At 44.1% G+C, this 24,116-nt stretch carries 22 protein-coding genes; 2 read left to right on the top strand and 20 right to left on the bottom strand.

The window, feature by feature from the left end; translation table 11 throughout:
- Positions 1–52 precede the first annotated feature (52 nt).
- The 5 genes from secF to queA form a co-directional block, all read right to left on the bottom strand.
- On the bottom strand, positions 53–997 hold the full coding sequence (gene secF / locus FLL45_RS02460) for a protein translocase subunit SecF (protein WP_142888198.1): 945 nt from the start codon (positions 995–997) through the stop codon (positions 53–55).
- A gap of 14 nt (positions 998–1,011) precedes the next feature.
- Complete coding sequence (gene secD, locus FLL45_RS02455) at positions 1,012–2,901, bottom strand: protein translocase subunit SecD (RefSeq protein WP_142888197.1); 1,890 nt, start codon at positions 2,899–2,901, stop codon at positions 1,012–1,014.
- 69 nt (positions 2,902–2,970) lie between these two features.
- Positions 2,971–3,303, bottom strand: a complete 333-nt coding sequence (gene yajC / locus FLL45_RS02450) for a preprotein translocase subunit YajC (protein ID WP_142888196.1) — start codon at positions 3,301–3,303, stop codon at positions 2,971–2,973.
- 91 nt (positions 3,304–3,394) lie between these two features.
- Positions 3,395–4,516, bottom strand: a complete 1,122-nt coding sequence (gene tgt, locus FLL45_RS02445) for a tRNA guanosine(34) transglycosylase Tgt (RefSeq protein ID WP_142888195.1) — start codon at positions 4,514–4,516, stop codon at positions 3,395–3,397.
- Between the two features lie 23 nt (positions 4,517–4,539).
- Positions 4,540–5,580: a tRNA preQ1(34) S-adenosylmethionine ribosyltransferase-isomerase QueA gene (gene queA / locus FLL45_RS02440; RefSeq protein ID WP_142888194.1), complete on the bottom strand. Its 1,041-nt coding sequence runs from the start codon at positions 5,578–5,580 to the stop codon at positions 4,540–4,542.
- 152 nt (positions 5,581–5,732) lie between these two features.
- Here queA and FLL45_RS02435 point away from each other — a divergent pair, with 152 nt between their 5' ends.
- Complete coding sequence (locus FLL45_RS02435; RefSeq protein WP_142888193.1) at positions 5,733–6,281, top strand: hypothetical protein; 549 nt, start codon at positions 5,733–5,735, stop codon at positions 6,279–6,281.
- A 119-nt stretch (positions 6,282–6,400) separates the two neighbouring features.
- Here the strand turns inward: FLL45_RS02435 and FLL45_RS02430 are convergent, their stop codons facing one another.
- The 12 genes from FLL45_RS02430 to murJ all read right to left on the bottom strand — a co-directional run bounded on the left by FLL45_RS02430 (position 6,401) and on the right by murJ (position 21,233).
- A complete protein-coding gene (locus FLL45_RS02430; protein WP_142888192.1) occupies positions 6,401–6,817 on the bottom strand; it encodes a type IV pilin protein in 417 nt (138 codons plus the stop codon).
- 10 nt (positions 6,818–6,827) lie between these two features.
- Complete coding sequence (locus FLL45_RS02425; RefSeq protein WP_142888191.1) at positions 6,828–10,943, bottom strand: PilC/PilY family type IV pilus protein; 4,116 nt, start codon at positions 10,941–10,943, stop codon at positions 6,828–6,830.
- Between the two features lie 180 nt (positions 10,944–11,123).
- The gene (locus FLL45_RS02420) at positions 11,124–11,684 is read right to left on the bottom strand and encodes a pilus assembly PilX family protein (protein ID WP_210247094.1); all 561 of its coding nucleotides are present in this window, start codon (positions 11,682–11,684) and stop codon (positions 11,124–11,126) included.
- Positions 11,685–11,706: 22 nt separating this feature from the next.
- On the bottom strand, positions 11,707–12,489 hold the full coding sequence (locus tag FLL45_RS02415) for a PilW family protein (protein ID WP_142941131.1): 783 nt from the start codon (positions 12,487–12,489) through the stop codon (positions 11,707–11,709).
- On the bottom strand, positions 12,486–13,067 hold the full coding sequence (pilV, locus tag FLL45_RS02410; protein ID WP_142888190.1) for a type IV pilus modification protein PilV: 582 nt from the start codon (positions 13,065–13,067) through the stop codon (positions 12,486–12,488). Before pilV ends, FLL45_RS02415 begins: the two co-directional genes overlap by 4 nt.
- Entirely contained in the window at positions 13,061–13,510 is a 450-nt protein-coding gene (locus FLL45_RS02405) for a GspH/FimT family pseudopilin (protein ID WP_142888189.1), read from the bottom strand. Before FLL45_RS02405 ends, pilV begins: the two co-directional genes overlap by 7 nt.
- 233 nt (positions 13,511–13,743) lie before the next feature.
- The gene (ispH, locus tag FLL45_RS02400) at positions 13,744–14,673 is read right to left on the bottom strand and encodes a 4-hydroxy-3-methylbut-2-enyl diphosphate reductase (protein WP_142888188.1); all 930 of its coding nucleotides are present in this window, start codon (positions 14,671–14,673) and stop codon (positions 13,744–13,746) included.
- A 15-nt stretch (positions 14,674–14,688) separates the two neighbouring features.
- A complete protein-coding gene (gene fkpB, locus FLL45_RS02395) occupies positions 14,689–15,126 on the bottom strand; it encodes an FKBP-type peptidyl-prolyl cis-trans isomerase (protein ID WP_142888187.1) in 438 nt (145 codons plus the stop codon).
- A gap of 3 nt (positions 15,127–15,129) precedes the next feature.
- Entirely contained in the window at positions 15,130–15,732 is a 603-nt protein-coding gene (lspA, locus tag FLL45_RS02390; protein WP_142888186.1) for a signal peptidase II, read from the bottom strand.
- Positions 15,733–15,751: 19 nt separating this feature from the next.
- On the bottom strand, positions 15,752–18,592 hold the full coding sequence (gene ileS / locus FLL45_RS02385) for an isoleucine--tRNA ligase (protein WP_142888185.1): 2,841 nt from the start codon (positions 18,590–18,592) through the stop codon (positions 15,752–15,754).
- A 40-nt stretch (positions 18,593–18,632) separates the two neighbouring features.
- Complete coding sequence (ribF, locus tag FLL45_RS02380; RefSeq protein ID WP_142888184.1) at positions 18,633–19,580, bottom strand: bifunctional riboflavin kinase/FAD synthetase; 948 nt, start codon at positions 19,578–19,580, stop codon at positions 18,633–18,635.
- A 114-nt stretch (positions 19,581–19,694) separates the two neighbouring features.
- Complete coding sequence (gene murJ, locus FLL45_RS02375; protein ID WP_142888183.1) at positions 19,695–21,233, bottom strand: murein biosynthesis integral membrane protein MurJ; 1,539 nt, start codon at positions 21,231–21,233, stop codon at positions 19,695–19,697.
- Positions 21,234–21,579: 346 nt separating this feature from the next.
- On the opposite strand from murJ, the gene rpsT reads away from it, so the two are divergent.
- Positions 21,580–21,843, top strand: coding sequence for a 30S ribosomal protein S20 (gene rpsT, locus FLL45_RS02370; RefSeq protein ID WP_142888182.1), 264 nt, complete (start codon positions 21,580–21,582; stop codon positions 21,841–21,843).
- Positions 21,844–21,926: 83 nt separating this feature from the next.
- Here the strand turns inward: rpsT and cgtA are convergent, their stop codons facing one another.
- The 3 genes from cgtA to rplU form a co-directional block, all read right to left on the bottom strand.
- Positions 21,927–23,024 (bottom strand): Obg family GTPase CgtA, encoded by a 1,098-nt coding sequence (gene cgtA, locus FLL45_RS02365; RefSeq protein WP_142888181.1) that lies wholly within the window; start codon positions 23,022–23,024, stop codon positions 21,927–21,929.
- Between the two features lie 127 nt (positions 23,025–23,151).
- Positions 23,152–23,409: a 50S ribosomal protein L27 gene (gene rpmA, locus FLL45_RS02360; RefSeq protein ID WP_142888180.1), complete on the bottom strand. Its 258-nt coding sequence runs from the start codon at positions 23,407–23,409 to the stop codon at positions 23,152–23,154.
- Positions 23,410–23,438: 29 nt separating this feature from the next.
- Positions 23,439–23,750: a 50S ribosomal protein L21 gene (gene rplU, locus FLL45_RS02355; RefSeq protein ID WP_142888179.1), complete on the bottom strand. Its 312-nt coding sequence runs from the start codon at positions 23,748–23,750 to the stop codon at positions 23,439–23,441.
- Positions 23,751–24,116: the final 366 nt, after the last annotated feature.

The raw sequence follows: 24,116 nt of genomic DNA, 5'->3' as shown, positions 1-24,116 counted from the left end.
AAAACTCCCGCCAAAAGCGGGAGTTTGCTGATTTTTTGAGCGAGGCGCGATTCTAAATCAAAGCGTCTTGATCTGCACCTTCTTTTTCCACTTCAGGCGGCATTAAGTCTTCTTTCGTGATGCCTAGCGCTAATGCAACGTTACTTGCGACGTAAATCGACGAGTATGTACCAATCAGTACACCAGCGATTAATGCAGTCGCAAAACCATGAATTGTCGCTCCGCCCAAGAAAAACAAGGCGAGTAATACCAGTAAGGTGGTAATCGAAGTCATAATTGTTCTCGCCAGAGTCTGGTTAAGCGAGGTGTTAACAACGCCTGTAGGCTCAGCTTTTCTCAGTTTTAAGAAGTTTTCTCGAATACGGTCAAAAACAACGATGGTATCATTCAACGAGTAACCGATCACCGCAAGAACCGCAGCAAGCACCGTTAAATCAAACTCCATTTGAATCAAAGAAAACAGTCCTAAGGTAATGGTAACGTCATGCGCCAGTGCTGCAACCGATCCCAATGCAAACTTCCACTCGAAGCGAACTGAGACGTAAATCAATATACAAATCAGGGCGACCAAAATTGCCAGCCCACCTTGCTCGGTCAACTCTTCCCCCATACTCGCGCCAACGTATTCGTTACGACGTAGGTCGATATTTTCACCTGAAGCTTGCTTAAGGGCCTCAAAGACCTTGGTTCCGATTTTGTCTTTATCTTCTCCTTCTATTGGCGCGACTCTGATAATCACATCTTTAGAAGTTCCAAAATTTTGCACGACCACCTTATCAAATCCGGCATTCGCCAACTGACTTTTAACCGCATCTAAATCGGCATCTTGCTCATAGCCTACTTCAACCAAGGTTCCACCAGTGAAATCGAGGCCGAAATTTAATCCTTTAGTTGCTAAAAGACCGATTGATGCAAGCATCAGAACCACAGAGGTAACTGTTGCAAGCATTTTTATCTTTAGAAAATCAATATTGAGATCAGACTTTATAATTCTCATAACTTTCTCCAACCTTAAATAGAAATTTTCTTCAGCGATTTACCGCCGTAGATTAAATTGACAATAGCCCGGCTGCCGACAATTGCAGTAAACATCGAGGTTAAAATACCTAAGAATAACGTCACCGCAAAACCTTTTACCGGTCCAGTACCAATACCGAATAAAACCAATGCTGCAATCAAGGTCGTGATATTTGCATCGGCAATGGTTGAGAAAGCCTTATCATAACCATTATGAATTGCTTGGGCGGGGTTTGTTCCCTCTCGCAGCTCTTCGCGTATCCTTTCAAAAATCAATACATTAGCATCAACGGCCATACCAACCGTTAAAACTATACCCGCGATACCCGGTAAGGTTAAAGTAGCTCCTGGGATCAATGACATCAATGCAACGATAAACACTAAGTTACTCGTCAAAGCAATGTTCGCGACAAGTCCAAACACCTTGTAGTAAATCAACATAAAAATGAGTACTGCAATAAAGCCAACAATAATCGATGTTTTACCCAGTTCAATATTTTGTTTACCTAAACTTGGACCAACGGTTCTCTCTTCCACAAAATAAGCAGGTGCGATTAACGAGCCAGAACGAAGTATCAAGGCAAGATCGCGAGCTTCTGTTGGCGAAAAACGCCCCGTTATTCTAAAACTGCTGCCCAGTGCAGCGCCGATGTTTGGTGCGCTCACAACATTAGTAACCAGTTTGGTATCAACCAGTTTCAACTCACCATCGACTTCTTCATAGATGCCTTTAGACTCTCGCATGATGATTGCCATTGGCTTATTAATGTTTTTAGAAGTCATGGCCAGCATTTTTGCGCCACCTTCGCTGTCCAAATTAACATTAATCTGGGGCATACTATTTTCATCATAGCCCACATTAGCATCGGTTAAATGCTCTCCACTGATTAGTGGAGACTTACGAATGGCATGATTTATCCCAGTGTCTTCTTCTTTAATCAACTCCGCTCCAGCAGGTGCGCGAGAAGGATTGTAACCGGCTGACTCATTGACTAGCTGGAATGAAATAGTCGCTGTCGCACCAAGAATACGCTTAGCTCGTTCAGAATCTTGCACGCCCGGTAACTGGATTAAAATTCGCTCTGCACCTTGCTGCTGAATTAATGGCTCGGCAACACCTAGCTCGTTAATACGGTTTCTTAAAGTCGCAATATTTTGTTGAAGCGCATAATCCTTTATTTCAGTAATTTTGACTTGCGGAATCGTAATGACCACTTCGTAAAGTTCGCCGGTCTCACGACTTCTAGTATTTAACTCATTAAATCGTTGACGAATTTCGCTTTCTGCACTGTCACGAGTCTCTTCATCTCTAAATCTTGCCACTAAACCAACATCATTAACTCTCACCACCGAAGCATAACGAAGCTTCTGTTCACGGAGTAACGACTTAAAGTCATCGATATACTGATCTTCTTTTTTACTGATGGCTTGTTCCATATCCACTTCCATCAGGAAGTGCACTCCACCGCGCAAATCGAGTCCCAACTTCAATGGCGAACCACCCAAGTTTTCTAACCATTCTGGCGTTGCTGGCGCCAAGTTTAAGGCGACACCGAAATCGCCTTTATCGCGCAAGAATTCGGCTGTTAAGCGACGCGCTTTTAATTGCGTCTCGGAATCGAATAGGCGAATCAAAGCTCGACCATCCTCATTTGTCGATTTTTTGATTTCTACGCCGTTGTCTTTTAGATTTTGTTCGATTTGCTCAAACATTTCCGCGGCGACAGGACCACCTTTCGGACCACTGACTTGCAAAGCATAGTCTTCCCCATAAATGTTGGGTAAAGCGTAAAGAATTGCCAATGCGAGTACGATGACTAACATGGCATACTTCCATCCGGCATAGGTATTAATCGGCCGGACTGTTTGTTGGTTATAAAGCATATGAATAACTCTAAAGTTTATTTTTAAAAAGCCTGCACACAAAAAAAGCCCGCATGAGCGAGCTTAATATTATTCGTTGACGGCTTTGATGGTTCCTTTCGGAAGTGTCGCTGTAATGGAGTGTTTTTGGAACTTCATGTCAACGTTATTCGCTACCGTTAGCACAATGAAATTATCAGTAATTTTATTGACCTTACCCAAAATTCCGCCACTGGTAACAACCTCATCGCCTTTCTGGATCGACTCGATCATACTTTTGTGTTCTTTTGCACGCTTGCTTTGCGGACGAATCAGCAAAAAGTAAAAAACAACACCGAAAAGCACCATCATTATTAAGGTAGACATTCCGCTTCCAGCTGCAGCACCGCCTGCAGGAGCTGCCATCGCGTTACTTATAAACATTATTTTCCCCTATTGGATATTTATATTTCTCTATCTATTGGTCGATTTAAATAGCCTTAATTGATAAGGCCACTCAAAATTCATTCATTGGTTACAAACTAGCCATTGGCGGGACCTCTAGGCCCCTATCAGCATAAAATTTCTCGACAAAGTCGGTCAATGTACCCGTTTCTATCGCCTCGCGCAAACCTTTCATCAAATGCTGGTAATAATGCAAATTGTGAATAGTTGCCAACTCAGCACCAAACATTTCCCCACACTTATCCATATGGTGGATATAGGCTCGACTGTAGTTTTGGCAGGTATAACAATCACAGTTTGGATCGATTGGCCCGGTATCCTTTTTATTGGGGCTATTCCTTATTCTTACAACTCCCGTCGAGGTAAAAAGATGCCCATTTCTGGCGTTTCTGGTAGGAATTACACAATCAAACATATCCACACCGCGTCGCACAGCCTCAACGATGTCCTCAGGCTTGCCAACGCCCATCAAATACCGCGGCTTATTATCTGGCATATTAGGCATTAGATTATCCAATACCATCTTCATTTCCTCTTTGGATTCGCCGACAGATAACCCGCCAATGGCATATCCGTCAAAGCCAATCGCTTCGAGTCCGATGCGGGAAACTTCTCTCAGCTCAGGATACATACCGCCTTGGACAATACCGAACAATGCCGCCGGGTTATCGCCATGCGCTTCTTTCGAACGTTTTGCCCAACGAAGACTCAGCTCCATTGACACCTTAGCTTCTTCTTCAGTTGCTGGGTACGGGGTACATTCGTCAAAAATCATGACAATATCTGAGCCAAGCTCTCGTTGAACTTGCATTGACTCTTCTGGACCTAAGAAGACTTTCTCGCCATTAACCGGAGAGCGAAAAGTTACTCCTTCCTCGGTAATTTTACGCAAATCTCCCAGACTAAATACCTGAAACCCCCCGGAATCCGTCAAGATAGGTCCCTGCCAGTGGGTGAAATCATGTAAATCGCCATGCATTTGAATGATCTCGGTACCCGGTCTGAGCATCAAATGAAAAGTATTGCCCAAAATAATTTCTGCTCCAGTATGTTCAACCCGTTCCGGTGACATACCTTTTACCGACCCATAAGTTCCAACCGGCATAAAAGCTGGCGTATTGACAGTGCCGCGCTCAAACTCAAGCTGCGCTCGTCTTGCCGCACCGTCTGTTGTTAATAATTTAAATTTCATTAATTGACCTTTTAAATCAGAATTTACGGGAGCCGGTTTTGAATAAACATTGAGTCGCCATAACTAAAGAATCGATATTGGTTTTCTACAGCGACTCGATATTGTTCTAGCATAAAGTCCTTACCGGCAAATGCACTAACGAGCATTAACAAAGTAGACTCCGATAAATGAAAGTTGGTTATCAATCCATCAACCGCTTTGAATTCATAACCAGGATAAATAAAAATATCCGTCTCACCACTGGAGGCCTTAATTTCACCAGCCCGTGACGCAGACTCTAAACACCTTACCGATGTTGTACCGACCGCGATTACTCGCCCACCTTTTGACCGAGTTTCATTAACCAGCTGCACGACAGACTCAGATAACTCATACCACTCAGAATGCATTTGATGTTGTGTAATATTATCGACTCTGACGGGAGTAAAAGTTCCTGCGCCAACGTGTAAGGTCACAAATCCTGTAGCAACGCCTTTATTGGTTATTTTCTGCATCAAAGCTTCATCAAAATGCAAGCCTGCGGTCGGTGCAGCGACAGCCCCTTGTTTTTCTGCGTAAACAGTTTGATAACGCTGTTTGTCGACTTCTTCAGCTTCTCTTTTGATGTAGGGCGGCAACGGCATCGCACCGTACTTTTCTATCAACTCAAACAAAGGCCCTTGACTGAGCGACTTTAACTTAAAAAAAGCTCCCTCTCTGCCAATGACTTCCAGCGCAAGTTCCTCCGCAATATTGATTTTGGCTCCTTTCTTGGGTGTATTACTGGCACGGACTTGAGCAACACAAGTATCATAATCGTCGCCTGGTATTACTCGTTCAACCAACACCTCAACTTTACCGCCTGACTCTCGCGTGCCTTGGAGTCTAGCAGGGATAACTTTAGTGTTATTAAATATCAAGCAATCTTCAGGATTGAGAAAGTCGACCAAATCTCGAAAATGCTTATGCTGACAAGTATTTTCCACAGGATCTAACACCATAAGGCGGCTGTCAGTGCGGTTGCTACAAGGTTCATTCGCGATAAGTGATTCTGGCAAATCAAACCTAAAATCTTGCTTTTGCATGGCGATATTAAATGCTGATTATAAAGGCGCAAGATCTTACCAGAAAATGGTCACTAGGTAATCTCTAAAACTCCCTAAAACCGTATATTTTAAGGCGTATAGCTTTGGTGTATGATGGCAATAAATAAATGATCGATTACGAGACAGTATTAATGAAAAAAGTTTATCTTGGTTTGTTGCTAAGCGCGTTAGGCGGGCTTAATTTAGCCCCTGCACAAGCAAACAACATTTGTGATACCCAGCTATTCAAAGAATTGGTTATGTCAGAAAAAGGTGGCATAAAAAGACCCAATATCATTCCTTCCAGGGCACTCAAAAACATTATTGATAACGAGGAATTGCTTTGCCCCATGCAAGTCGAAAAAGACTTTAATGGCGATAAAGTTTTAGATTGGGTGGGGATTCTTGAACAAAACAACAAGTTCTTCCTCGCAGCGTATATCTCCGGGAGATCGACTCATAAACTCTCTAAAATTAAGGAGTATGCCAAAGTACCTGGCAACCAGTATCTGGACGCAGCTTCTAAGAAGACATTAAAAAGAATTGCCGGTGTCGCGCCAATGAAATTTGGGACTAATTTTGTGGCTATTGAAAATCAGGTTAATGGCAATTCTATCGCCTACGGATGGGACGGAAAAAAAATGGTTGAATTAATTAAATTTAATTTCTCTTCTGAAGTTGAAGATAATCGGCCGCTTTAGTTTTAATCAATTATCCGCCGTATATTTCAGTTTGGCTTTAAGTTCTACTATAAGTTCAGTCAATGTCTCAAAGTCAAAAAAACCTGCCATTGGCAGGTTTTTTTATCAACTTTGACAATTTAGCAATCGGGACCATTTTCTGGCCAACAGGTCTTAGCGCCCCAAGTTTTAGCGCCTGTATTGGTTAGCGTTAAAGCATCATCGAGTCCCGCCATACTGCCGATCGGAGTTGCTGTTAAGGTATAGGTGGTAGCAGTCGTCGCTGCTGACAGAGTGTAGTAAGCTGTGGCGCTTCCATCAACAGGTACTTGTGTCGAAAATACATCTCCCAAGCCACCAGCTAGGGTGTAACTGTAATTAGCAACTCTATGACGTTCCATCGCTTGAGCGGCATTAGTGAGAGCAGCCATGGCCTCAGCCCGCTTACCTCGGACAACATAATCCGTGTAACTCGGGTAGGCTACCGCTGCAATTACACCAACGATTGCCACAACAATTAACAATTCGACCAGGGTAAACCCCTTCAGCTTTTTCATATGAAACCCTCTAGTTACTCCAACGATAACCCACAATGCCCTGAGTTGTATCTGGTAAGAAATCTTCTAGATTACACTGCGTACCAACACATAGACGCGGCTTAACCCCCTCATCAGTACCTTCCAATAATACTTGAGGAGGTGGAGCAATACCAGCACCCACTAACTCAGCGTAACGGTCTGACTCATTAATCTGACCATCAAAGTTAGTGTCAAGATAAGGGTTACCATCAACAATTCGAAGACCATAGATTCGACTGCCACCGGCTGCAGCTTCACATGAGTTTCCACTATTACTCGGCGGTAAGTAGGTTGTGAAAATAACCGCGTTGTTGAACGTAATAGAACGCTCAATAACTTTCTCTCCTGAGTTGCTAAAACTCACATACCAGCCATTGTTACCATCAGCCTCAATTTGCGCGGCAGCGTCACTGGTGCCATCACCATCAGAATCACCAATTAAACTTGATACATCGGTTAAGTCACCCATAGTCACGTCCATATCAAATTGACCTTTTAACACGCCCTCATCGCGAATCATATAAAAATGGTCAGTGATATTTTCATCCAAGGGATGAGCACGATAACCAGAGCCGATAGAAACTGAGACAAAACTATCATCAATCAGCTTTATCAATGCCGCATCGACTGGGTAGTAAAAGCGTCTGTTATTGGCGACATCTGCAGCGGTTTGAAGCGATGCGATACGACCACCTTTAATCGTTTGAGTATCTTTATCAACATCAAAGCGGAAAATCTGCGCCTTGGTATCCGAAGCGTACATATGGTCAATATAATCATCGCCGTCCAGATCGAATGCTGTGATGTCTGCAGGGACCGAGTTCATATTCAATGGTCCCTCACTTTCGCCAGGGTCAATCGCACTATCAGATGACCACAACATATCACCGGTTAGCGCATTAGCAATATACACAACGTTACCCACAGCGTCAGTTCTAGCAGGAGTACCCGCTAAATCTTGGCCGGTATCATATCCGCCGCCAAATACCATTACTAGGTCATCTGAATTACCACCTGGCAACTTTAGTTTGCCGATGATTGGACGAGACCAGGTTTGACCGAGTTTCGCGTAAGCTGAACCTACTTGGCCAGGACCAACACCCGAAGCTCCTGAAATAATAAACTTCAATGAAGGCGCGCTCGGATTGGAGATATCAATAGCGTAATAACTTCTACCGCCGCGTCTCATTCCAACATATAAGTAAGCTTTTTCCGAACCAACATCTACCTGGCCATTGTTATTTGCATCATCAATATAAATACTGATAGAACCATCGATACCATAGTTATGCGATGAAACGACCCCTTTTTGAATACTCGATAACCTGTCAAGTAATTCTTTGGGTATAAATGACCAGAGCTCTTCACCACTATTCTCGTCAGTATCAAATGCTCTTAAAAAGCCGTCATTGGTACCGACAAACACCACGTCCAAAGAACTTCCGCCAGTCGCGTAAGACACAATTGATGGCTGAGAATGCAATGGATCAGCAATTTGTTTGTGTGCTGGTGCCGCGAAAGGGTCAGAGAACGAATACGACGGATCATCTACATCTACACCCATCGTCCAATGGATGACCCGCAATCTATCTTGCTCATCAATGGTATTCAACATCGCAGAAGTGATATTAGTTTCATTAAATCGATTCGCTGAGCTTGAAATATCAGTCGACACGATATTAGTAAATATTTTACGGTTATTGGTTAACTGCTCAGCGACACCACCTTCGTCTACACGATTACCATCAATACCATCTGACCAGTAACTTTGAGAGTCCTTTGAAAATTCACCACTTAACTTATCAATCGCGTTGTTACCTTTAAAATCAACGATTTCACCATTCGCTAAACGATAACGCTTCACGTTTCCAGGCCATACATTTTGCGATGATGGTGTAAATAAACTGAAGTAAAGTTGTTCACTGTTAGTCAAGCGGTTGTACTGGTTAACGGTTACACCAGTTGTTACGAAAGTCGTACTGACAGAAGCAATCGAATCAACAATGGTTTTTAAAACCGCGACTAATTCATCTTTAGATTGCGCCGAATAGTGACCACCACCACCAGCGTCCGCCATTTGCTTCATCAACACCGGGTCCGCGCCAGAACCAAAACCAATCATGTGAGTATTGATTGTTTGCTTACCTGGTAAAGGCGACAGGTCGTTATTGTGTAAGTAACCAGCAATATCAATTGCACAATCAGCACGCGCATTACCACGGTTACACGAGCTGCCTCCAGTCCAGGCACTGTAGACTTGCTCTGTTTCAATGTGGTGACTGGTTGGCGCACCATCCGTTAGATAAACGATATGGTTAGTTTGGCATTGCTCGACAATTGGTGAAATATATTGAGGATTACCAATGATAACCTCTCCGCGACAATCGGTATCATCAGGGTTATCAGGTGAACAACCCGCAGGCGTAATCTGGGTTCCATTGATATACGACAACGGATGACTAACACGGTTGTTTTGATGATTATTACGGGTTTGTCCCCATAACATGTTTCCACCGGTAAAATACAAGCCGGCTTCAGCAATCGTGTCACTGATAGGCGTATTACCTGTGTGGGGCAATCCCTGTACCGCAGTTCTTAAGTCTTCTCGAAGCGTAATTGCACCAGGAGTGTAAACTGACTCGGAAAGAGAGACTACCAAACGAGGCGCGCGAGCCGGATCATCATTATAACTGCGCGCTCTACGGTTATTCGCACCCGATAGGAAATCAACAACAAACGCCATGTCTTTGGTACCCGCATCCCAATCGCTACGGTTAACTAACGCTTGAACAATCGAAGTAACTGATACGGTTCGGTATACCTCATTGGTGTCCCAGTCTTCTATACCAGACCAGTTAACACTCGCTGTACGACTCGGCTCCCATATCATGGTATCGTCCATCGGTGGGTTATTACTATTAACCGCCCAAATATCCGCAGTCGCGCTACCACCATCATCAGCACGTGCAGTGAATTCGATGTAAGCATCTTCGATGGTCGTACCTTGACGAATATCAACGTTAGCAAACCCAACGCCTATCAAGTTATTCGATTCGAAATCCAACTGCAGCCCACCAACGCCTAAATTTTGTTCAGTGTCGTGCGCACCATCAACAACTGGGAATGTCTGCTCATTTCCAGTAATACAACCATTCGCGCCAGGTGGTAGGATACTTTCATACTCCACGCGAATTCGAGCCGCGGTGACATTGTCACTTTCTTCATCCGCACCGCCAAAGGCCGCATCGCCCTCAGCACTATAGGCTACGCGAGCCTCGTTACCGGTTCCTTCGATTAGAAGGGCTAAATCGTTGCCGCCACACCAATCAGCTTGGTCAACCATCTCTTGAACAACATCTTTGATATCAGGCGTTGTATACGACTGCCTATCCGACCATTCAACCGGCTCCCAAGTGACAACGTTTGTGGTTGGCGTCGCCAGTCGTGCCGAAATATTGGTTATTGCGGTGGTAAACGCCGGTGCTGAGGGTACTAGTTGACCATAAATATTGAACTTAGCTGCGCCGGTTGAATCACCGTTGGCAGTAAAAGAAACGGTCGCTCGTTTGATCGTTGCGCCTTGTGGAATATTTAGGCCCTCAAAACGCAAACCAGTGTATGCAGCCGCAGCACCGTCGATATTGAGTTGTTGGGTATTCAACCAAACAACCGTGCCACCATCTTCATAACCATCATTCGCTCCGTTTGAAACTTCTTGCTCAACAATTGGCGTTGCTGGCAAATCGATATCCAATACAGGGAAAAGTACTGGACCACCTTTCGCACTGCTATCGGAGCTGTTACCACGCGTAAATCGCATTAAGCCGGCATTGACATTTTGCAAATCGGTCAGCAAGTCGTCCATTACATTCTTGACAATGGTCAGACGGCGCTCTTCATAAGGAACATTATAAGTACCGTCGACGCCCCAGCGCATACTGCCTGAAGTATCGATGATAAACATAACATTCGGTTTGATAGTCGCTGTAGAATTTGCTGGCGCAAAAAATACTTCGGTATCTTCAGCATAGGCAGTCTGCAAACTTAAAAAGCTATAACCGATTACGAGCCCAATTTTTCCAAACAACTTACTGATTTTCATCATTGCCTTAACCTCCGGCAAAATTCTCAATTTGTTTTAGAACAAAACTATTCTAAAAGCTTGTTTAATCTAAAAATTACTAATCTAAAAACTTTCTAATCTAGAAATCTAAATACTCTAAAACTCAACAGGTTCGGAATATTTGAATTTCTGAAAATCCTATGAACAAACTACCCTAGGCGCTTAGTTACACGCAGTAATTTCTCTTGCCCATAACTGCGTAGTCGCAGTTTTTAAAACTTGTCCGTCTTTGACTAACTGGCCATTACCAGTGAGCAAATAATTTCGACAACCGATGTTTGCACTCAACGATCCCAAACCTAAACTAAATCCGCCGCAGGTTTTATCACAATCATCGAGGATAGTTGGTACGATTTGCGCTCTTAAACTGCCTCCGCCACTGTTACTATCAATAAACCCAGAAGCAACTCGACCGCCATTCAAGTCATACTGTTTATTCACTACATCACCCGTCGTGCGAAGTTCAAACAACACGTGAGCGGGATCAATTTTGTTACCGGTATTCGCTTCTGCTACGAACGCACTGATGGCACTTTCTGCCACACTAAATGTCATTTTGTCTAAATGCATATTAGCGGCCATTCTTTCTTGCAAAGTACTTCTTTGCGAAGCTGATAAACCAACAATCGTTAAAATTAACAACATAATCAGCGCGACAAATAACGCGGCACCTTGTTGTGATTTTTGAAAACTAGGATACTTTGTAAGCTTTTTAGTAAACACTTAATCTATTCCTGATATTCAATTAAAAACCTGACATACACTTAACTGCAGCATCAGAATTAACTAATATGTTATAAGCCGAATTGGGCATAAACACGGTTTCCTGAAACAATCGGCGAACGCGTCTGTCATTGAAGTTTAAATTTTGATCGGCAACTTGAAACTGATCAGTCAAATTCTCAGCTAATATTTCTTCGCCACTATTCAACAGAAGTGACACTCTAACCGCCATGACATTACCGGTGAGTCCAGCTGCATTAACTTCATCCCGAGTCATATAACGGTCTACCACACCATCCGGACAAACCAACTCAGTCTCTACACCGTACAGAACTTGGAAGCTCGACACACCACTAATTAATGGTTGTGCCACGCCGCCTGCGCCCATGCCACGACAAACCAATTCGTTATCAGCATTAACCGAGAACTGATTAGTGACTATGCCATTTAGAACAACATTACCGTTGCAATCTAGATTGTTAACGCCGTCAATTGCGCGAACGTAAGACATGGCGATGGTATCGTTTAAGCCGTCCGCTGAGTTACCAAAATCTATCGCACTAACTACTTGCGATGAGGAAGGATCAGTCCAACCCGCCATTTCGATTTGTTCATTAAGAAACATCAAAGCAAATCGACCATCTTCTTGGATAGAAGCTAACTCATCTTGCATGCGATAGTTTTCATTCGAACCTAAAAACAGCTGGATCACACCGCCAAGTAGTACCAGCCCCAAAAGAGCGGCAACCATTAACTCGACTAACGAGAAACCTTTTTGCTTGGCTGAAATAAATGATGACTTCATGGAACCAACTCCAAAATCACACAGTTACGGGTGTTGCTACCAGTAAGCGGCGAGCAATTATTGTTGCGAACGGCAACATTGCCAATATCTTCTCGGCCTTGCTCAGAATCCCAATCAACAACGATAGTCAACCGGATGCCATTGTTGAGCACTCTCACTAAACCACCTGGCAATGCCTCTTGAGCCGCAGAACAAACTTCCCACTGGTCGTAAATAGCGAGCTGCGCTAGTGTACAGTCTAGGGCTGCATTTCCTGCATCAGAACGGCACAATTGCGCTGGCGCCGCGGCACAAGCCAGGGGCGCGTTGTTACCATTGTGGTAAGCAGCGACAAACTGAGCGTAACTAATATTAGTATTGGGCATAACAGTGCTAGTTTTCGAAGAGCGAACTCTCGATGCGTAGTCTTCAGCAATTGCAGTTGCTTGAGAGGCAAAAAGCCCTTCTTGGTTGCTTGATAAACTTGATATCTGTAGCGCTGCAACGCCAAGAAGTCCAACACCCAAAATTAAGGTTGTAACCAGGATTTCTATGAGTGATACGCCAGCTTGATTGGCAAACGACTTATTAATCAACATGATTTTTCCACCACGGTTACTCCACCACCAGTCGCTACCGTAATTTCTCGACCGTTATTCTTGTTATTGCAAACTTCGAGGGTGAACTCGGGACTACCGAACGCTCTATAACCATTAGCCTGGTAGGTTACTCCAGCGCCAGACGCGGTAATCGTGACTCCGTCACCCGGCGGGTCGAAAGTTCTTAGAACAGCGTTTGTGGTTAAGTTTCTGAGCTGAAAACCGCCACCGCCAACAGGCTCTACGGTCACTTGTGCGCCCGCTTCAATTGCTTCTGATCTTGCTAAGTTAAGCGCGCCGATGAGCGCATTGGTCGTAGACGTAAGCTTTGATTCAGCAATTAAATTGTTGAATGATGGTAACGCTACGCCAAGTAAAATTGCCGCAATGGTCACCGTCAATAACAGCTCCGATAGAGTAAAACCTTGTTGTTTTGATGTCATATTAACAAACCAATGTTTCCGAGAGGCAAACCCAATATTTTTGCCATAATGAAATAGTATAAGAATGTGCTTATATATCAACTGAGAGCCGATAGTTGTATAACTTTGAGGGATAAGTGGAACGTTATAACGCCTTAATGTGATAGAAGTCACATTCGCGGAGATAAACGGCTGCGAGGCCGCTATCTCTTTGATTTTATACAAATACTACGCGGAAAGGAAAAAACGGTAAATCAACGCAATTCAATTGGCACTGGGAAGTACATGTTTTCGGGATTTTCAGTCGGAAAAGATTCCATTTCGCCACCAAAATCCTTCAACTTTTGAATCACTTCTTGAACTAAAACTTCAGGCGCTGACGCCCCAGCAGTCACTCCTACAGTGGCGACTCCCTGAAGCCATTCATTCTTAATTTCAGACGCATTATCAATAAGATAGGCTTGACTGCCTTCTTTTTCTGCAAGCTCTTTTAAGCGGTTAGAATTAGAGCTATTTCGGCTACCAACGACTAAAATTAACGATGAGCTTTGCGACAGAGTCTTAACCGCATCTTGGCGGTTTTGCGTTGCATAGCATATGTCATCTTTTTTGGGGCCTTGTATGGCAGGAAACTTCGCTTTTAACAACTCAATCAGTTCCTTCGTTTCATCGACCGACAAGGTGGTTTGAGACACATAAAAGAGCTTCTCAGGATTTTTAACTTCAAGATTCTTGATATCCTCGGCATCTTCAACCAGATAAATACCGCCTTCGGTATTTGAGTATTGCCCCATCGTCCCTTCGACTTCAGGATGTCCTTTATGGCCAATCAAAATGCCCTCTTCGCCGTTGCGACTTTTACGCACAACCTCCATATGGACCTTTGTCACCAAAGGACATGTTGCATCAAATACTCTAAACTCACGCTGTTTCGCTTCGTTTTTGACCGCTTGAGAAACTCCGTGAGCGCTATAAATCAAGGTACTGCCCTCAGGAACTTCACCAAGATCCTCGATGAAAATTGCCCCTTTTTGTTTCAAATCATCGACCACAAATTTGTTATGCACAACTTCATGCTTGACATAAATCGGTGCCCCAAATAGTTCTATCGCACGGTTAACAATCTCAATTGCTCTATCAACGCCTGCACAAAAACCTCGTGGGTTTGCCAACATAATTTTCATTGTTTAATCCAATCTTTACGCTGCTATTTGCTTGATTTCAACTTCAAAAACAATATCTTCGCCTGCTAATGGATGGTTAAAATCCACCTTCACAGAAGACGCTTGTATTTCTCGAATAATGCCCGGTATCTGGCCGCCATCGGCGCTCTCGAAACCGACTATCGCGCCCTTTTCAAGCTTTACATCTTGCGGAAACTGACTGATATCCATGAAATGAATATTGTCAGGAATCGACTCACCAAAAGCATCCTTGGCAGGTAATTCAAAGGTCAAAGTATCATTGACTTTCGCGCCCAAGAGATAATCTTCAAAGGCATCACTAAAACTACCATCTCCCATAACCAGCCAGCTCGGCTTACCACTGACTTTGGTACTATCAGCGACACTACCGTCCTTTAACTTAATGGTTACATCAGCCAAAACTCGGCTGCTTGATGTTACTACTTCACTCATAATCTATTCTTTAACTGCTTTGTCAGAATCTTTAATTGATTTATTGCTGTCGCCAGCCGGTGCCGATGACGATTTATCATTGGACGCATAGTCTTCTTTATTCACCCACCCATCTAACAGCATCATTACCGCACCTAACATGATCACTGCATCAGCAATATTAAACGCTGGCCAGTGATAGTTTTGATAATACCAATCGATAAAGTCGACGACTTTTCCAAGGGTCAGGCGATCATATAAATTACCAATTGCACCCGCTAAAATAAATGCCAATGAGCACCCCAACCAACGGTTACTGCGCGGCAACGTGTATAGCCAGTACATAATGCCTAAACTGACTAGCGTGGCAATGGTACTAAAAAAATAGACCTGCCAACCGCCAGCGCCAGCCAAAAACGAAAAGGCTGCACCGGTGTTGTACCGCAAAATAAAGTTAAAAGAAGGCATCACCTCGACAACTGATGGATTGCCTGGCGTGGTGAAATACTCCACCGCAAAGCTTTTGGTCCACTGGTCAAGCACAAAAAATAATATCGAAATCCATAACCAGAAAAGCCCTGTTTGCCAGGGCTGTAAATCATGGGGTTTGAATTTAAACTTCGCCATACAAATTCTATAATCCAGTCTATGCGTATAAACGCGTTTCGCCGTCACCGTCAACATTGGTCACACAACGAGAACACAATAACGGATGCGCATCATTCTCGCCGACGTCTTCTCGACGGTGCCAGCAACGGTCACACTTTTCAGCTGCTGAAGCAACAATCTCTAAGTTAAGACCTGGCATTTCAGTTTGCGTTCCAGAGTCACCGCGAACCACTTTCGCTTGTGAAGTAATTAAAACAAACCGAAGCTCATCCTCGAGTTTCTCTAGCACTGATGCAATCTCGTCAGTCGCGCACAAAGTTACCTCAGCTTCAAGTGAACCACCGATACCGCCGTCTTTACGCATTACTTCGATGGCTTTATTCACCTCAGTTTTCACTTGGTCGATGACTTTCCAGTCTGCTTGCGATATTTTCGCGTCCGCATCATAAGCAAACAGACCTTCATACCAAGTTTCCCAGAAAATCGTATTCTCTTTTACGCCAGGAATCTGTTGCCAGATCTCGTAAGCGGTAAAAGAAAGCACTGGCGCGAACCAACGCGTGACCGCCTGAACAATGTGATACAACGCCGTTTGACAAGATTTATGGGCTAATGAACCCGCTTTGGCGGTGTACTGTCTATCTTTGATGATATCGAGGTAAAAGCTCCCCATATCAAACGAGCAAAAGTGATGCATCGCATTGGTTGCTGCTAGAAAGTTGTACTCATCAAAAGCCGCGTGGATTTCCTTTTGTGCTTCAAGACACTTAGCGACTGCCCAGCGATCGAGCGGCAACATATCATCAGCGGTAACCATATCGGTTTCCGGGTTGAAGCCACTTAAATTAGCCAAGAAGAACCGTGCAGTGTTGCGCATCCGGCGATATTTATCCGCCGTACGTTTTAAGATTTCTTCGGAAACAGTTATTTCTGAACGATAATCTGTCGAAGCGACCCAAAGACGCAGAATATCTGCACCAAGCTTATTGATAACATCGAGCGGTGCGACAACATTGCCTAACGACTTTGACATTTTGTTGCCTTGCGCATCAACCGTAAAACCATGAGTAAGCACGGCTTTATAGGGCGCATGACCGTTCATCGCGATCCCGGTAAGCAATGAAGACTGGAACCAACCACGATGTTGATCAGAGCCTTCGAGATAAAGATCAGCTGGCTCAAACAATTCTTCTCGACGCCCCATCACAGCCGAATGAGTGACACCAGAATCAAACCATACATCCAAGGTGTCGTCTATTTTCTGATACTGCTCTGCTTCATCACCGATTAAATCTTCAAGTGGCACATCAAACCAGGCTTGCATACCTTTTTCTTCCACAAGCTTGGCAACTCGCTCCATGATTTCAGTCGCTTTTGGATGCAGCTCTTCAGTCTCTTTGTGAACCACCAGACAAAGAGGTACGCCCCAAGTTCGTTGACGAGAGATACACCAATCGGGACGACCATCGACCATACCTTCGATACGGGCTTGTCCCCAATCAGGTACCCATTGAACATCTTTAATCGATTGCATCGCCATTTCGCGTAAACCGTTTTGCTCCATTGAGATAAACCACTGAGGCGTTGCTCGATAAATTAATGGCGTTTTAGTTCGCCAGCAATGAGCGTAGCTGTGTCTGATTTTATCTAAGCGAATAAGGCGACCTTGTTCCGCTAACATTTCAGAAATTGGCGCGTCGACTTTATAAACGTGTTGTCCAGCAACTGCAGGAGCTTCTTCAGCAAAGACACCATTAGGACCCACTAGGTTGAGCGTGCCGATGCCATACTCTTTACCCACGACAAAATCTTCCATACCATGATCAGGTGCAGTATGAACCAAGCCTGTACCAGCATCGGTTGTAACGTGCTCACCCAAGATTAAAGGAATGTCACGCTCCGTGAACGGATGTTGAAACACCAGTTTTTCTAGCGCTTTACCTTTTGTGGTGCCGACTATTTTATAGCTTTCAACATGCCAGCGTTGCATGATATCTTCAACCATTTCGCTTGCTAAGATGATTCTCTCTTTGCCGTTACCGAGGCGTTCGTCAGCTTCGGTAGAAACATCCAGTTCAACCAATGCGTATTCCAGTTCAGCGTGCGCCGATATCGCTTGACTAGAAGGAAGTGTCCAAGGTGTTGTGGTCCAGATAACCGCCGACAGTTCGCCTTCACCTAAATCGCCATCGACAGGCTTGAATTTCGCCAGCACTTCCGCTTCATCTTGTGGGGCATAACGCACATCGATTGAGAAGGAGGTTTTGTCTTGATATTCAACCTCAGCTTCAGCGAGTGCAGAACCACCGACAACGCTCCAATAAACCGGTTTAAAGCCGCGATGTAAATGACCATTGTCAACTATTTTAGCAAGCGATCGAATGATGTCTGCTTCAGTCTCATAATTCATTGTCAGGTAAGGATTATCCCAATCACCAAACACGCCTAAACGGATAAAATCTTTCTTCTGGCCTTCCACCTGTTTAGCCGCATAAGCTCGACATTTATCTCGGAATTCACCAAACGGTACTTTAACCCCAGCTTTACCGATTTTCTTTTCAACTTGGTTTTCGATCGGCAAACCATGACAGTCCCACCCAGGAACATAGGGCGCGTCAAAACCACTTAGAGTTTTACTCTTCACGATCACATCTTTGAGGATTTTATTCACAGCGTGACCGATGTGAATGTCGCCATTCGCATAAGGAGGACCATCGTGCAAAGTAAAATTGGGACGCCCTTTGCACGCATTTCTAATTTTTTCATACAACCCATCTTTGGTCCATTGGGCCAAGACTTTTGGCTCGTTTTGAGCCAAGTTACCGCGCATCGGAAAATCGGTTTGCGGTAGATTCAATGTGGGTTTGTAATCTGTCATTTGTTTATCCAAAATTTACTATTATTTGTTAATCTTTAATTTACTCGATAGTCTCAAACTGACTAATCAGTTTTCTCGATACTTCAACATCGCGAACAATTTGTCTTTTTAATGCTTCGACGCTGTCGAATTTCTTCTCGGCACGAATTGACGCGATAAACTCAACCATTAACTCTATACCATAGAGATCTGGATTGGCATCCAACAGGTGAACTTCTAGACGGTGCAGAGTCCCATCCACGGTTGGCCGAGAACCGCAATTTGCGGCTCCCCAAGCGCTACAATTCTCACCCAAGGCTGTCCATCGGCACTTCACCAAAAACACACCATTTAAGGGGGCTTTTATCCGCTTGATGGCGACATTTGCAGTCGGGAAGTTGATCGTTCTTCCCAATTGCTGTCCAAAACCAACTTTTCCAGAGATTGTAAACGCTCGATTAAGTAATTTTTTAGCTTTAGCTAAATCTGCTTGGGCCAACGTTTTACGGATAAGTGTACTGCTTACTCGCTCACCATCAACCAAAACACTGGGCGTCGGTTCAAGAGTATATTGCCCTACTGACATCTGCTCCAATAACTGAAAGTTACCTTTGCGTTGCTTACCAAAATGAAAATCATCACCGACGACAAGATGCTTGATACTCAATCGCTCGATAAGAATCGACTGAACAAACGCAATCGCCTCCATGTTTCGCAATGACTGATTGAACTGAAGCACCACCAGCTTGTCCACCCCCAAATCCTTCAAAGCATTGTATTTTTCGCGGAAACACGTCAGCCGAGGCGGACAGCTCTCGCCCATGAAGTATTCTTTAGGATGGGGTTCAAATAGCAAGACACAAGAAGGTAATCCGAGTTGCTTTGCTTTCGCTAAAACTTTCTCAATAATCGCTTGGTGTCCGACATGCACACCATCAAAGTTGCCAATGGTTGCAACACTGCTCTCATTTTGATGTTGAAGGTTCACTAACCCTCGGATTAATTTCATGTTTTTCCTGGTGCGCAAACGCCAAAGTCGCTGGATTATATACTAGACAAGCGGCCACTGATAGAGCTTTGCTGCCATCAAATAATGTTTATCATTTAAACAAACAATAACCCCCTAAGTCTGGCGTAAATCGCTCATTCTGACCCTCGCGGCGAACAAAGTAAGCGCATAAACTCCGATGGAACCGAAGACTAAAATCACCATGTTCCAGACTCGCTGCCAAACATCCCAGTTCTGCCAATCTTGAGTCGGCGCCATGACTAGGAAGATAAAGCCAACAAGAACAAGGTTTGCCAGGGCCAATTTAGCAAACCAACTATTCCATCGACCATCAGCGATGAAGACACCGATACGCTTGAGGTTGATAAACAACAATGACGCATTAACAATGGCTGATATGGCAGTAGCAAGTGCAAGCCCAACATGTTTAAGCGGGAAAAATAAAATAAGATTGAACACCATATTCGTCACCATAGCGATTATGGCGATTTTTACCGGCGTCTTGGTATCTTGTCGCGAGTAAAACCCAGTCGCGAGGACTTTTATCAACATAAAACCGAGTAGTCCAACGATATACGCCTTTAAACTCAAGGAAGCTAAATAAGCATCATTTAACCCGAATTTACCATTTTGGAACACCGTCAATATAATCGGCTCCGCCATCATAAATAGGCCTATGGTTGCGGGAATACCTATCAGGAATACAAGCCGCAAGCCCCAGTTAAAGGTTCGATTGAACTCTGCTTTGTCATCACTCGCATGCTGTCGAGACAACGACGGTAAAATGACTGTCGAAATGGCAATCGCAAATATACCGAGCGGAAACTCTAACATTCGGTCAGAAACATAAAGCCAGGTAATACTGCCCCGCTCCAAAAAGGACGCCAAAATCGTATCAAGCAGAAGGTTAATTTGACCAACCGAAACGCCAAATAGTGCCGGCCCCATCAAAGTGAGAATTTTTTGTACGCCTGGAGAGTCCCATCCCCACCGCGGTCTCGCCAATAGTCCCTCTTTCCATAAAAATGGAAGCTGAAGTAACAATTGAACGACTCCTGCGACAAACACCCCCCAAGCTAATGCCAATGCAGTCTTTTCTTCGATAGCGGGTGTCACGATGATCGCAGCCGATATGATGGATACGTTCAGCAGAACAGGGGTAAATGCTGGAATGCCAAATCGACCAACACTATTTAATACAGAGCCACAAAAAGCCGTAAGCGAGATAAAAAGAATATAAGGAAAGGTAATTTTAAGCATCAAGGACGCTAGCTCAAACTCCTGTTCTTTGCCAATAAAACCTGGTCCAAAAAGCGTGACTAAAACAGGTGAACCAATCACCCCCAAGATCGCAACAACCAAGAGTATAGCGCCAAGCGTACCCGCCGTTTCAGCAATTAGACGCTTCACATCTTGGACGGTTTTATTGGTTTGGTACTCCGCAAGAACGGGCACGAAGGCCTGAGAAAATGCGCCCTCGGCGAATAGGCGGCGTAAAAAGTTAGGGATTTTTTGGGCGACCAGAAATACGTCTGTCGCCCACTCAGCACCTAATACGTAAGTCATTACGATATCTCGAACCAATCCTAAGATCCGAGACAAAAAGGTCATTGCGCTAACAATGATTCCAGACTTTAAAAGTTGCTTCGACACCTATTTCTCCATTGTTATTATCCGGTCGCAACGGTTTTTTAACTTGTTTAGCTGATAGTGCTTTGCTGTAATCGGTTTCGGTCAGCGGGGTTCTACTACGAGGCACCTAAGGTTAGCCAGTTAGCCATAATCCGTCAATGAAATTATCGCATGCAAATCCGCTATTTAAATGGCACAATTATGGACCAAATATGCCGATCGTAAAATTGCCTAAAGCCAGAAACGACGAGGCTTGAGGGAATATGACAGAGAAACAAGAAATTATCATAATTTACCTTGATATCCCCCCAAAAAACCTGTATATTCCCGCACCTTAAAACGTAAGCCTAATTTCAGGAGCAAAGCCTTGGCTAATATTAAATCCGCAAAGAAGCGTGCACGTCAGGCTGAAGGTCGTCGCCAGCATAATGCTAGCCGTCGTTCTATGATGCGCACATACATGAAGAAAGTTGTTGCTGCGATTGCATCTGGTGACAAAGCTGCAGCTGAAGCTGCATACACTAAAGCAGTTTCTGTCCTTGACGTCGCTGCTGGTAAAGGCCTAATTCACGCAAACAAAGCTGCTCGTCATAAGAGCCGTTTCAACGCGCAAATTAAGGCTATGGCATAACCGATGAGGTTAGCCTAGACCGAATACAAAAAACCCGCCTAATGGCGGGTTTTTTATTACCTTTTAAAAAGTCACTGACTGTCTTACTCGAGCGAACCTGCTTGCGATTGCGTTTCTTCAGGATGGGTTCCCGTTTCTTCTTTGTCTTTTTCAGCTTTATCTTTTTCAGATTCGATGTGTTCGAGAATATCAAAGCACAGTTTTTTGGTCCCTTGGCTTTCCAGACCCGATATAACATAATAGGGCCCCTGCCAATCGAGCGCTTCAAGAATCCGGTTTTTAGCTTCCTCAACTTCGTCTTCTAACAACAAATCACATTTGTTAAATACTAACCAAACTTCTTTTTGGTTGAGATCGCTCTGATATTCCTCAGAGTATCGTTCTAACTCTCCGAGAATCGCCTTAACATTTTCAAGCGGATCGGATTCATCGAAAGGCTTCAAATCGACCAAATGCAACAACAATTGGGTGCGAGATAAATGTTTTAAAAACCGAACACCTAATCCAGCGCCTTCTGCCGCCCCTTCGATAACACCCGGGATATCTGCAATCACGAAACTTCGGTGAGGTTCGGGGGCAACAACCCCTAAATTTGGGACTAAGGTAGTAAAAGGATAATCAGCAACTTTAGGGCGAGCCGCCGAAACACTGCGGATAAACGTCGACTTACCAGCGTTCGGTAACCCTAACAATCCTACATCGGCCAAAACGCGCAACTCTAGCTTCAATTCGCGAAAGTCACCCGGTGAACCTTTACTGGTTTGGCGTGGAGTCCGATTAACACTGCTTTTAAATCGTGTGTTTCCTAAGCCATGAAATCCGCCCCTGGCAACAAGCAGTTTCTCGCCGGCCTTTTGCATATCACCAATGAGTTCATCCGTTTCTCGGTTGACGACTCTGGTTCCTACTGGGACCGGTAAAACTAAATCACTGCCTTTTGCACCAGTGCAATTTTTAGCACCACCCTTTTCACCGTTTTCAGCACCATAAAAACGTACATACCGATAATCGACCAATGTATTAAGCTCAGAATCGGCGATCAAATAGACACTACCACCATCGCCGCCATCGCCCCCGTCTGGGCCACCTTTAGGAATATATTTTTCGCGACGAAAGCTACAGATACCGCTACCGCCGTTACCAGCTTTTACCTTTATGGTCACTTCGTCTACGAATTTCATGATTTACAATCTCAGTCTTGATAACTTGTGTGAATTAAAACACTTTACCGATATAAAAAAAGCCCCGAATATCGGAGCTTTTTTATTATAGAAGGCTTTTGTTCCAGCAACCAGGCTGGAAACGCACTTAGTGAGTGATGATGCTCACTGTGCGACGGTTACGTAAACCTTTTACTTCAAACTTCACTTCGCCATCAGCTTTAGCGAATAAAGTATGGTCACGCCCGATGCCGACGTTATTGCCAGCGTGGAACTGGGTACCACGTTGACGAACAATGATGCTGCCCGCAGAAACCTTTTCACCACCGTAGCGCTTAACACCAAGGCGTTTACTTTCGGAATCGCGACCGTTACGAGTACTACCACCAGCTTTCTTATGAGCCATTATATCTCTCCTGAATCAGTTGAGTTAGATTACTTGCTAATGCCAGTAATTTTAACTTCAGTAAACCATTGACGATGGCCCATACGTTTCATATGGTGCTTACGACGTTTGAATTTAACGATCTTGACTTTCTTGCCACGACCATGCTCTACGATCTCGCCTGAGACCTTAGCGCCTTCGAGGTAAGGTGCGCCTAATGCTAAATCAGCACCTTCACCTACCAATAAAACTTTGTCGAAATCGATTGCTGCGCCTTTTTCGCCGTCAATCTTTTCAAGTCTAACAACTTGACCTTCGGAAACTCGGTGTTGTTTACCACCACTTTGAATTACCGCATACATAGTGAAAAATCTCCTTCACTTAATTGCAACTTCTTGATTTTCAATCGAAAACTAAGAAAGTTACTGGCTTAGTTTTAAGTTTTTGTCAGGACCCTTGGTAGCTATTATTGCTTTTATGAACCTTGGGATTCCTATTTAAGGGCGCGCATTTTAAGGCATTAGGCTACTAGTCGCAAGACTTATAGGCAGAAATTTCAGTATTTTTCAGCACAATTTGACAAGATCACGGACATAACTAGTTTTTTCTTGACCGAACCCCCCTCAAGCCCTAGCATTCGAGCCTGAATTATAATTATTCAGGTAGTCGAACACTATATCTTCAAATACTTATCAAACGACTCACCTGGCAGAAAGCAAAAAAAGCAT

Source organism: Aliikangiella marina, assembly GCF_007004765.1.
GTDB lineage: Bacteria > Pseudomonadota > Gammaproteobacteria > Enterobacterales > Kangiellaceae > Aliikangiella > Aliikangiella marina.
This window is presented reverse-complemented; position numbering and strand designations above follow the sequence as displayed.